Genomic DNA, 12,062 nt, shown 5'->3' with positions numbered 1-12,062 from the left:
TTTATATATTTTTTTTAAAATAGAAGTGTTATAAAAAAATAATTTTAAATATTTTTTTATTCCATTTCATCTTTTAAGTAGCTTAACATTATACTTGCAGCTGTTAAATCTGCTGTGGTTCCTGGATTGTAATTGTTTTCATAAAGATAGTCATCAAAGTAGTTTAAATCTTTATCAAAATATTCTTCACCATATTCGTTTAGTAAAGTTTTAGCACTTTCACTAACTTTTGATGCTTCTTCTTCACCATATTTACGGCTAATTAAAGTATCTGGTACTTTTGAAAGTAATGTTAAGAATGTTTGAACTGTTGCTGTGTTGGTTCTTTTATCTTTTCTTAATTCATCAAAAGTTTTGAATCCTATATCGAAGATTTTTGGCATTTTGTTTGTTAATTCAAATGCTAATTGATCCCAACCTGCAGAAATTTCCAGTACATCATACATGGTTTGATTATTTTTGCGAAGTTCATCTTTTGCATTGTCACTTTGAACATCATACTCTTCTTGTTCACCCATTCCTCCAGCACTTGCAAGATTTATTGCATCATAAAGGTTTACTGCATCTTCCACTGTTGTAGCATCTAATAATTTTCCAATATTTTCTTGTATTTCTGTAAAATCATTACTAATACTTGCAGCTTGAGCTATTGGAACTTCTAACATCATGATACCGAGGTTAGTATTATTTTTTATCCAATTATCAGTTTCTTTAACTGCTTCTAAAATATATTTACCTATATGTGCTTTACTATAATCATTATCTTTAAGTATTTCTTTTGCTTGTGTTGCTGAGGAGGTAATGATGTTTTGTGTTACTACTCCACTGATAAGGAAATCTTCAAAGGACATGTCAAAAAAGTCTCGTGTACGGTGAACGTTTCCAGGTTTTGGATATCCACTTACTTCTAAAACACTTGATATTGATGATATTTTACCTATGAGTTCTGGTTTTAACATTAAAATTTAACTCCTTTATTAATTTATTTTTATAATTTGTCTAATAATTCAGGTGCAAAGTTAGTTATTATTAATTCTGCCCCTGCTCTTTTTATTGCTATCATAGCTTCCATTATGGATTCTTCAGGTAAAACTCCTGCTTTAATTGCTGTTTTAAGCATAGAATATTCTCCACTCACACTATAAGTAGCTATTGGCATGTTGAAATTTTCACTTACACGGTTAATAATATCTAAACATGGAATTGCAGGTTTGACCATTACAATATCTGCACCTTCTAATATATCTAATTCTACTTCTCGTAAAGCTTCATTACTGTTTGCTGGATCCATTTGATAACTCTTACGATTTCCTTCACCTGGAGCACTGCAAGCTGCGTCTCTGAAAGGTGCATAAAATGTTGAAGCATATTTAGCTGAGTAAGCCATAATTATTACATCATCATAACCATTTTCATCTAAAGCTTCTCTAATTGCACTAACTCTACCATCCATCATGTCTGATGGTGCTACAATATCTGCTCCTGCTTCTGCTTGACTTACTGCTACTTTACATAAATATTCTAATGATTCATCATTTAAGATTTTTAAATTATTATCACAGTTTTCATCTTCAGTTATTAATCCACAGTGACCATGTGAGGTGTATTGACATAAACATACATCTCCTATTACTACGAGATTTGTTTCAGCTTTTAATTTACGAATAGTTTTTTGAACAATTCCTGTAGATTTAAATGCTGGTGTACCTATTTCATCTTTTTCATCAGTTAATGGTACTCCGAAAACTATTATTGATTTTAAACCTTTGTTTTCTAATGTTTTAGCATATTCCACTGCATCATCTATACTGTACCGGTATTCATCAGGCATTGTTGGAATTGGTTCTTTTTTACCATTTTCTAATCCATCTTTAACAAAGATTGGATAGATTAAATCTTCTTTTAAAAGTTTTGTTTCGCGAACCATATCACGTATAGCTTCATTTTTTCGTAATCTTCTCATTCTAGTTGTTGGAAAATCCATAATTTTTTCCCCTATTTTTTAAATTTTTTTAATAAATTGTCATTTAAACCATATGGTTTTTTATTATAATAATTTTTAGCATGTTCATCAATTAGTGAATGATATTCTTGATAATCATTTACTGAACCTTTAAAATTATTTTGAAAAAATTTTTTAATTTTCATATAATTATCTTTAGGCCCTATTAAACCTAAATTAATGAATATTCTTTTAAGATATGTATCTACTATGAATTCTTTCTGCTTATATGCAAATAAAAGAATAGAATCAGCAGTTTCATTCCCCACTCCCTTAACATTTAATATTTCTTTTCTTGTTGGAATTTGACTGTTTAAGTCTTGATAAAACTCTAAAACATTAATAATATAATTATATTTCTGATTATAGTAACCACTAGGTTTTATAGATTCTTTAAAATTCTCTTCATTATTATAAGCATAATTTAGAATTTCAGGTGCTGTTAAATCTATTTTTTGATTTAAGTTTTTTAATGATTTAACAACACTTGGCCAAGAAGTATTTTGGGTTAATACACTTCCCATAATTATTTCAACTTTTTGTGATTCTGTCTTTGGGAAATTATAAAGGCCTGGGATGATAACCTGATATACTGCCTGTTTTTGTTGGATTAACACCATCATAATTTAGAAATGGCCACCATCCTTGATAATCATATTTTTCAAGCAGTATTTTATAGATTATATTTAAAATATTTTCATTAGTTTTCATATAAAAATAATCCTAATTCTTAATTTTTTTTGATTGTTTTTTAAAAATTAATTATTATATATTATAATATTGTTTAAATATGACTTAATATAAAATTTATATTAGTTTGTATATTATAATATTAATTTTATTTTATTTATACTAAAAAAAATTATGGAAATGATGTTTATATGGTGAATACTACAGGAAAAATGTTTCAAATAACTACTTTTGGTTCTTCCCATGGTCGAGCATTAGGGGCAGTAGTTGATGGATGTCCAGCTAATTTAGAATTAAATGAAAAAGATATTCAGATAGAGTTGAATAAAAGACGACCTGGAACTAGCAAATTAACTAGTCAGAGAAATGAGAAAGATCATGTTGAAATTTTATCTGGAATATTTGAGGGACGAACAGATGGAACACCAATTGCATGTATTGTTTTAAATAGTAATCAACATTCTAAAGATTATAGTAATCTTAAAAATGTTCCTCGTCCCGGTCATGGGGATTATTGTTGGTATAGTAAATATGGTAACTATGATTATAATGGTGGAGGCCGTGGTAGTGGTAGAACCACTATTGGACAGGTTATTGGAGGAGCTATAGCTAAGAAATTATTAAAAACTCATGGGATTGAAATCATTTCACATGTTACTCAGATTGGGAATGTTGTAGCTGAAGATATACCTTTAAATGAAATCCATAAGAAAGTTAAATTAAATCCTGTTCGTTGTGCTGATAATAATGCTGCAAAAAGAATGGAAAAATTGATTTTAGAATGTAAAGATTCTGGTGATAGTGTAGGTGGAATTGTTGAAACTATAGCTACTGGTGTTCCAACTGGATTAGGTGAACCAGTCTATGGAAAATTAGATGGAGATTTAGCTAAAGCTTTAATGGAAATTAATGCAGTTAAAGGTGTTGAAATTGGTGCTGGTTTTGAAGTTGCAAGTAATTTTGGAAGTGAAAATAATGATGAATTCATACTTAACCCAATGATTGATAAAAAGGATATCAACTTAAAAAGAGATGTTATCACAACTACTAATAATTGTGGAGGAATACTTGGTGGTATGAGTGATGGTATGCCAATAATTTCACGTATTGCTATTAAACCTACACCTAGCATAAGTAAACTACAAAATACTGTAAATCTTAAAGAAAAAGAGAACAATCCAGTACTTATTGAAGGACGCCATGATCCATGTATATGTCCAAGAGTAACTATTGTAAGCGAATCTGCAACAGCAATTGTACTTGCAGATCATATGATAAGAAGTGGATTTATTAATCCATGTAATATTAAGAAAACAAGTTTCTAAAAATAATTATTCTTTATTTAAAAATTTTTTTAGGTTTTTTCTCCTCAACATCAGATGGAAAAACCTCATTAAAATTACTATTTTTCATTAAATGATTTTTTAAAGCACTATATTTAGATTTTTCAATATTATTTTCATCAATATCAATTTTTAACCCATCAAAAGCTGCAATAGTTTTCACACCAGTTTTTCGCATAACTTTTTTTGCCTCATTTACTGGATTACTGTTTAACATTTTAAATCCAAAATGTGTCATAATAGCTAATTTAGGTTTAACTTCATTTACAAGGTTTGAGAAATTATTTGTACACATATGCCCCTTAATAGATTTAGTTCCAGGACGTAAAACACTTGCTATAAGTATATCAGCATCTTTATGATATTTATATAATTCAGGGAAATATTTAGTATCTGAAGTATAAGATACAGTGATATTACCTGCTTTCATTTGGAATCCTACACCTGTTGGATCTCCATGAATTGTTTTTGTTCCTTTAATTGTGAAGTCTTTAGTTCTTTTAACTTCTCCAGGTTTTAACATTATATTTAAAGATTTACTTTTATGATAATCACTGATTGCAGGACCCCATTTTTTATATCCTTCACAAACACTTTGACTACCCATAATCACTCCATAATTTTTAGTCATACCTCTAGTCATTGCCTCGATTAATATTTCAGCATCATTATAATGATCAGTATGCGTATGTGAGACAAAAACTCCATCTATTGTTGTTGGATTTAAACCGAATTGATATGAGCGAACTAATGCTCCAGGACCGGGGTCAATATAATAATTTTTCCCTGCAAAATCATCAATCCGAAACCCTCCAGTCATTCTTTTTTGACTAATAGTGGCAAATCTACCACCACCAGACCCTAAAAATGTTATTTTCATCGAATACATTCCCCATTTATAATTTTTTTAAATATTACATAAGATTATATCACATTTTAAACTTGTTTTATTTCGAAGTGTGCATAATTCTTCATTTGAAATTACTACTTTATCCCCTATTTTCACATCTTTATCAATATCAAAAAACATTATAACATTTTCACCAGGACCTACTAAAAGTTTCCAATTCCCATCAAAAGCTTGAATATTTTTATTTAGTTTAACTTGAACCATATTGCCTTCAATACTCACAACATCCCCAATTTCTCCTTCATTCACAATTGTTCTTGCTAATTCTATGGTTCGTGTTTTTTCCATTAAATCTTCTTTTAATTGATTTCTGAATTTACCTAATAATTTTAAATCTCTTTGTATAACTTCATTTAGATAAGTTTGTGAATCTTTTGAATTTAAATTCTTTTGTACTAATATTACATCTGATTCTTGACTTACTGAGGGTGTTTTTTGGGATATTTCTCTTAATATTTTCTTAAATATATCTCCCATATATTTTAAACTGTAGGATGGTTTCCAGTAGGCTTTTAACAAATTATTTGCTAAATTTTTTGTGATTTTATTACCAAATAGGATTATACTACTGTTTCCTGATTCTCTAGATGTTACTTTGGATCCTAAAAGTTCTAATATTTGGTATCCATTGGTTGTTCCATAAATTCTTTTTCTTCGGGTTTCATTTGTTCCTTTTGTGATAACTTCACCCATTACGGTTCCTTCTACACTTTTAATTTTAGCTGCATCTTCTGTAATTTTTATGGAAATACCTAATTGTGATGCTCTATTTTTTAATTCTTCATCTGAGGTTAATTCTCCAGTGTATAGTTCTTCTTCTAATTTTTCTCTTGCAGATGCATCTCCGAAATACGCTATTCTTCTTTTATCACTAGCCATTACACATCCTTTTTTACCTATATAAGCTATTATTAAACTCAATTTTATAACATCCCTAAACTATTTTTTCATACTTATTTTAGAATATAATTATTTTTAGATTTTGTTTATTATATTACTTATATAATTTGTTTTGAAAAATTGATTTGTTCATAACTTAATTTTATTTTAAAATAAATAATTATTTATTTATGTAGTTACAAACTAAACTTTAACAGTCTAAAAAAAAAGTTTATTGAAAATAATTTTTTTAATGGACTGAAAAATAATTTTAAAAATAGGAGATGAATTAATATGGCAGTAAGTGAAGTATTCCAAATTTATAGATGTAATGTATGTGGAAACATTGTTGTTGTAACTGCAGTTGGTGGCGGAGAATTATCCTGCTGTGGCCAAGCAATGGAATTACTTGAACCTAGACAATTAGAAGAAGGTGGAGTAAAACACATCCCTATTATTAAAAAAGAAGGGGATAAAATTGTTGTAGAAGTTGGAGAAGTAACTCATCCAATGGAAGATGAACATTATATTGCTTTTGTTGAATTAAAAGTTAATGGTAAATCTTACTTTGCAACTTTCAAACCAGGTGACGAACCTAAAGCAGAATTTGATGTATGTGCTGATGTAGCTGACTGTGAAGCAATTGAATATTGTACAGTTCACGGTCTTTGGAATTCATAAAAATAAATTAAATAAAATATTTTAAATTAATAAAAAAAAAAGTTTTTTAGCTAATTGAAATATAGTACTAAAAAAAAATTGTTCTTTTATTTTAATTAGCTATTTTAATTATATTCTTATATTCTATTTTTAAAAAAAGATTTTTATAAATTAGATTTTTAAAATTTTAAAAGATATATTTTTCCATAAATTATAAATCATTAAAAAAATATACTTTAAATTATTATAAGTATTATTTATTTATAAAGAAAAAATTATTTTAGTATAATTATTTTTTAAAACTTATTCTAAAACTAATTATTATTAAATATAATCATTGAATTTTTTTTAATATTTATGAGAGGAAAAAATTTATGAAAAAATCATGCCCTAATTGTAAAGGTAATGGACACATAACAGTAGATACAAAAACCTGTCCTGATTGTGATGGAACAGGATATGCCGATACAATTAATATGAAAAACCATTTTAAAGGTATAAATGAAAAAGCAAAAAAACATTTTGATTTAGAAGCCACCGAAGAAATACCATGTGAACAATGTCATGGTAAAGGAATCATAAACGTTTATGAAGAATGTGAAAAATGCCATGGAACTGGAGAAATAAATGTTTGTAAAACCTGTGGAAAAGAAATCGATGATAAGTACGAGTATTGTAGGGACTGCCATATGAAAAACAAGGAAGATAAAATGAAAAATGAAAATCAAAAGGAAGATAAAGGTAAATACAAACAGATTGTTTGGGTACTAGATCAATTATGTGAAATGAGTGATTTAGAATTAGAAAACGTGTATAAAGGAAAAGTAACACGTGTGGAAAAATATGGAGTATTTGTAAGTTTAAATAATCAAGTTTGGGGTTTAATGAGAACAGGTAATCCTAAACAAAAAGTAGGAGATAGTATTTTCGTTCGAGTTATACAAATAAAAGAACGTAAACATGAAGTAGACATGGCACCTGCAAGATTAGATCATTATGAGTTAAAAACACTTAAAAAGGATATTAAACGAACACAAATTGGAAGTTTAACTGAAGATAACTTAAAAAGTATAGTTAAATTACAAGCTCAAGTAATTCAAATACAACAAACTAGTGGTCCAACAATTTTTACAATTACTGATGAAACTGGAATCACATGGGCTGCAGCATTTGATGAAGCAGGCGTAAGAGCATACCCTGAAATAGAAATTGAAGATCTTGTAGAAATCATTGGAGAAGTAAATACTCATAGTGGAAAAATACAAATCGAATCACAATCTATTGAAAAATTAGATACTGCTGATGCTGAAAATTTAAAAGTATTAATTGATAAAGCATTAGATGAAAGAGCACAACCTGATGATGTAGACTTTTTAATAGAAAGTCCAACTTTAGATAAGTTACGACCTAAAATGTATGAAGCTGCAAAAGCTATTCGTCGTGCAATTCTTGATGGAAGAACTATTCTTATTAGACACCATAATGATGCAGATGGAATATGTTCAGGTGTAGCTATGGAAAAAGCTGTAGTTCCTATTTTAAAAGAAATTAACCCTGATAATGAAGCTGAATATCATTATTTTAAAAGATCTCCAAGTAAAGCACCATTTTATGAATTAGAAGATGTTGTTAAAGATTTAAGTTTTGCACTTGAAGATTTAGATAGACATGGACAAAAATTACCATTAATTGTTTTATTAGATAATGGTTCTACAGAAGAGGATATTGTAGCATTAATGCAAGCTAAAATTTATGATATAGAAATTGTTGTAATTGATCATCACTTCCCTGGAGAAGTTGTGGACGGTAAAGTTGCAGTTGATGAGTATGTTGATACTCATGTAAACCCTTATCTTGTTGGTGGAGATTCTCAAATTACTGCTGGAGCTTTAGCAACTGAAGTAGCACATATTATTAATCCTGAATGTAAAGATCTTATTAGTCACCTACCAGGTATTGCAGCAGTTGGAGATCATGCCGAATCTAAAGAAGCTGAAGATTATATTAAACTTGCTGGTGAAAAGGATTATGATAGGGAACAATTAGATAAAGTTGCTGAATGTATTGATTTTGAATCTTACTTCTTACGTTTCATGAATGGCCGTGGAATTATGGACACTATTCTTGGTGTGGATAATATTGATAAGCATGATAAGATGATTAATGCATTATATAAAGAATATCGTAGACGGGTTGATAATCAATTGAAAGCTGCTATTCCTAATCTTAAGAGAAGTAAATTGGATAATGGTATTTACTTTAATGTTTTAGATGTTGAGAAATATGCTCATAAGTTCACTTTCCCTGCACCAGGTAAGACTTGTGGTTTTGTTCATGATAGTGTTGTTCAAAGTATTGGTGAGGATAAACCTATTGTTACTTTAGCTTATGGTCCTGATTTTGGTGTTATTAGAGCTACGGATGCTGTTAATGAAATGTTTGGATTTAATTTAAATGATGTTATTCCTAAGATTGCTGTTAAGGTTCCTCAATCTGGTCTTGATGGTGGAGGTCATGAATGTGCTGGTAGTCTTAAGTTTGTTGAAGGTTTAAGTGAAGATGTTTTAAGCACTTTTGCTGATGAAGTTAAGGCTTTAACTAAAAAGGAATAAATTTTAATTCCCCCTTTTTTTATATTTATTTATTTTTGATTATATTTTATTTACATATAATTTTTGTTTTTTCTAAAATTTTATCATATTCTGTATAATTTTACTAAGGATTTGTTTTTTAATAAACCTAATTTTCATTTAATTATTTTTAAGTCTAAATTTTAAATCAAGTCTAGAGCATTATATGGTTTAATAATTTTAAACTGTTTAAAATGAAGATAAGTTTGTTTATTTTAATTAATGTTAATTAGTATGATATTTTATTTTATTAGTGGATATATGTGTTTATTTATTTTTAGATTTTAATAAAAATTTCATGATTCGATTTTTAAAATCATTAACAAATAAATCTTATGTGTAATTAAGAGTAATTGAAAGATTAAACTCATGTTAAAGCTTTTATTAAGCTTTTATATAAGAATTTATTAATATAAAGTCTTGAAATATTTTAATAGTATATCTAGTTTAAACATATACCTTTATAATGAATAAAATATATAGTAATTATTTACAAATAATTTTTATAGGTGATAAAAACGTTAGAAGAATATTTACCCTTTTTAGGATTGTTAATCTTTGGTAACATAGAAAATTTAATCTTAGCTTCCCAGGGTGTAACAAAAGGAATGAATCCATACAAATTAGGTGGAATCAGTATAATATGTGTAATTATATGGTTACTTATAGGAACTTTAGGAACACAATTAGCAATGGAATACGCAAATGTAATTGAATTTATTGGTGGACTTGCAATATTCCTTTTAGGTTTACAATCAATGATTGAAGCTGTAAGAGAAAAATCTTAAAAATATTGGAAAAAAATAAGAATTTATAGTAAAGAGAGATGATAATAAAATGTCTTTAAAAGAATACACTCCATTTTTAGGATTATTAATTTTTGGTAACATTGAGAACTTAGTTTTAGCATCACAAGGAGCAGTAGCTGGAGTTAATCCTATTATATTAGGAGGATTAAGTTTACTTATTGTAATTATATGGTTAGTTGTTGGTACTGTAGGAACTACTGTAGCTATTAAATATGCAAGACATATTGAATTTATTGGTGGGCTTGCAATATTCCTTTTAGGTTTACAATCCATGCTTGAAGCATTTGGAGTTCCAATATAAAAAAAATTTATAATAAACTAAAATTAAAAATTAAAAAAATACGATCCTTTTTAAATTAAATTAAAAATAAAAATAAATAATCTTTTAGCGATAAAATTATGAAAAAAGATTTAAAGAATCAATGAAAAAAAAATAATTTTTATTGATTTTTTAAATGATTATTCTTAAGAATTTAACTTTTTTTTAAATGAAAAAAACTTTTTTTTATGCATTTGCTTGTTTTTCTTGATAATTTTCTATAGCCTTTGTTAATGCATCAGCAGCTAAGTTTGAACAATGCATTTTAACAGGAGGTAGACCATCTAGTTCTTCTGCTACATCGTTTCGACTAATTTTTAGTGCTTCATCTATTGTTTTACCTATTGCCATTTCTGTTATCATACTACTTGTTGCTATTGCTGCTCCACAACCAAATGTTTTAAATTTAATATCTGTTATTACATTTTCATCATTTACAGTTATGTATATTGTCATTAAATCTCCACATGTTGGATTTCCAACTGTTCCTTCCCCACTTGGGTTTTCAATTACTCCGGTATTTCTAGGGTTTGCAAAATGATCCATTACTTTTTCACTATACATTTTTAATCACATCCAATAAAATTTTATTTTGATAATCCGTATTCTTCATCACCAGCAATAGATAGGTCACTTTCTCCGTTTTTACTATTCCATAATGGTGACATACTTCTTAATGTGTTTACTACATTTATTATATCATTTATGACTTTATCTGCATCTTCTAATGTATTTTCCACGCCTAGACTTAATCTTAATGATCCATGTACATTTACTGGTTCTAATCCTAAACTTGTTAATACATATGATGGTTCTAAGCTTTGAGATGAACATGCTGAACCTGTTGAGGCTTCTATTCCTTTAGCATCTAACATTAGGACTAATGATTCTCCTTCTATTGCTGAGAATCTGAAGTTTATATTGTTTGGTAATCTTTTTTCTGGGTCTCCGTTTAGGTAGGCTTCGTCTACTTGAGATAGTACTCCTTTTATGATTTTGTCTCGGATTTTAGTTAATTTTCTTGTGTTTTCTTTCATATTATCATTTGCTATTTGGCATGCTTTTCCAAATCCTGCTATTCCTGGAATGTTTTCTGTTCCTGATCTTTGGTTGTTTTCTTGTCCTCCTCCATGGATTAATACTTCTGGTCTTACTCCTTTTTTAATGTATAATGCTCCTATTCCTTTTGGTCCGTAGATTTTGTGTGAACTGATACTTAGTAGGTCTATATTTGATTTTTTCACATCTACTGGTATTTTCCCTACACTTTGTACTGCATCTACATGGAATGTTATATTGTTTTCTTTTGCTATTTTTCCGATTTCTGTTATTGGTTGTATTGTTCCGATTTCATTATTTGCATGCATTATGCTGATGAGTATTGTGTCATCTCTGATAGCTTTTTTTAGGTCTTCTATGTTTATTATTCCATTTTCTTGGATTGGAAGATATGTTATTTCATATCCTAATTTTTCTAACCATTTACAAGTATTTTTTACTGCTGGGTGTTCTATTACACTTGTTATTATGTGTTTTCCTTTGTTTCTTTTTTGGAATGCTATTCCTTTTATTGCCCAATTGTCTGATTCTGTTCCTCCACTTGTAAATTTTATTTCTTCTGGTTCTGCATTTATTAAGTTTGCTACTCTTTCTCTTGCTAGGTTTAGTGCTTTTTTGGATTCTCTTCCAAGTGTGTATAAGGTTGATGCGTTCCCGAATTCTTCTTTGTAGAATGGTTCCATTTCTTTTAGTACTTCAGGGTTGACTGGAGTTGTTGCTGAGTTGTCCATGTATATCATATTTTTTTCCTCCGTGAGTTT

The 12,062-nt window shown here is 28.4% G+C and carries 11 protein-coding genes and 1 pseudogene; 5 read left to right on the top strand and 7 right to left on the bottom strand.

From position 1 onward, the window contains the following. Positions 1 to 56 precede the first annotated feature (56 nt). The 3 genes and pseudogenes from BP997_RS00935 to BP997_RS00925 form a co-directional block, all read right to left on the bottom strand. On the bottom strand, positions 57 to 959 hold the full coding sequence (locus BP997_RS00935) for a triphosphoribosyl-dephospho-CoA synthase (RefSeq protein WP_413823931.1): 903 nt from the start codon (positions 957 to 959) through the stop codon (positions 57 to 59). 29 nt (positions 960 to 988) lie between these two features. Beyond that, positions 989 to 1,984 (bottom strand): porphobilinogen synthase, encoded by a 996-nt coding sequence (hemB, locus tag BP997_RS00930; protein WP_413823934.1) that lies wholly within the window; start codon positions 1,982 to 1,984, stop codon positions 989 to 991. Positions 1,985 to 1,995: 11 nt separating this feature from the next. Continuing rightward, positions 1,996 to 2,713: pseudogene (locus BP997_RS00925) on the bottom strand (endonuclease III domain-containing protein). Between the two features lie 170 nt (positions 2,714 to 2,883). On the opposite strand from BP997_RS00925, the gene aroC reads away from it, so the two are divergent. Further along, positions 2,884 to 4,017, top strand: coding sequence for a chorismate synthase (gene aroC, locus BP997_RS00920; RefSeq protein ID WP_413823936.1), 1,134 nt, complete (start codon positions 2,884 to 2,886; stop codon positions 4,015 to 4,017). Between the two features lie 13 nt (positions 4,018 to 4,030). On the opposite strand, the gene BP997_RS00915 is transcribed toward aroC, so the two are convergent. Further along, positions 4,031 to 4,915 carry an MBL fold metallo-hydrolase gene (locus BP997_RS00915; protein ID WP_413828657.1) on the bottom strand — a complete coding sequence of 295 codons (885 nt, stop codon included), beginning with the start codon at positions 4,913 to 4,915 and terminating at the stop codon, positions 4,031 to 4,033. Between the two features lie 27 nt (positions 4,916 to 4,942). Next, positions 4,943 to 5,866: a DUF2121 family protein gene (locus BP997_RS00910; protein WP_413823941.1), complete on the bottom strand. Its 924-nt coding sequence runs from the start codon at positions 5,864 to 5,866 to the stop codon at positions 4,943 to 4,945. Positions 5,867 to 6,118: 252 nt separating this feature from the next. On the opposite strand from BP997_RS00910, the gene BP997_RS00905 reads away from it, so the two are divergent. From BP997_RS00905 to BP997_RS00890, 4 genes are all read left to right on the top strand, one after another. Further along, positions 6,119 to 6,505, top strand: coding sequence for a desulfoferrodoxin (locus tag BP997_RS00905; RefSeq protein WP_413823943.1), 387 nt, complete (start codon positions 6,119 to 6,121; stop codon positions 6,503 to 6,505). A 353-nt stretch (positions 6,506 to 6,858) separates the two neighbouring features. Beyond that, positions 6,859 to 9,096, top strand: a complete 2,238-nt coding sequence (locus BP997_RS00900) for an OB-fold nucleic acid binding domain-containing protein (RefSeq protein WP_413823945.1) — start codon at positions 6,859 to 6,861, stop codon at positions 9,094 to 9,096. 530 nt (positions 9,097 to 9,626) lie between these two features. After that, on the top strand, positions 9,627 to 9,902 hold the full coding sequence (locus tag BP997_RS00895; protein ID WP_413823972.1) for a hypothetical protein: 276 nt from the start codon (positions 9,627 to 9,629) through the stop codon (positions 9,900 to 9,902). A 49-nt stretch (positions 9,903 to 9,951) separates the two neighbouring features. After that, on the top strand, positions 9,952 to 10,224 hold the full coding sequence (locus BP997_RS00890) for a hypothetical protein (protein WP_413823947.1): 273 nt from the start codon (positions 9,952 to 9,954) through the stop codon (positions 10,222 to 10,224). Between the two features lie 204 nt (positions 10,225 to 10,428). Here BP997_RS00890 and nifU read toward each other — a convergent pair whose 3' ends face one another. Continuing rightward, the gene (gene nifU / locus BP997_RS00885) at positions 10,429 to 10,806 is read right to left on the bottom strand and encodes a Fe-S cluster assembly scaffold protein NifU (protein WP_409197794.1); all 378 of its coding nucleotides are present in this window, start codon (positions 10,804 to 10,806) and stop codon (positions 10,429 to 10,431) included. Between the two features lie 23 nt (positions 10,807 to 10,829). Beyond that, positions 10,830 to 12,038: a cysteine desulfurase NifS gene (gene nifS, locus BP997_RS00880; RefSeq protein ID WP_413823975.1), complete on the bottom strand. Its 1,209-nt coding sequence runs from the start codon at positions 12,036 to 12,038 to the stop codon at positions 10,830 to 10,832. Positions 12,039 to 12,062 lie beyond the last annotated feature (24 nt).

The organism is Methanobrevibacter sp. UBA412 (genome assembly GCA_002495685.1).
Lineage (GTDB): Archaea > Methanobacteriota > Methanobacteria > Methanobacteriales > Methanobacteriaceae > Methanobrevibacter_A > Methanobrevibacter_A acididurans.
Note: the sequence above shows the minus strand (reverse complement) of the source record. Positions and strands in the feature narration are given on the sequence as shown.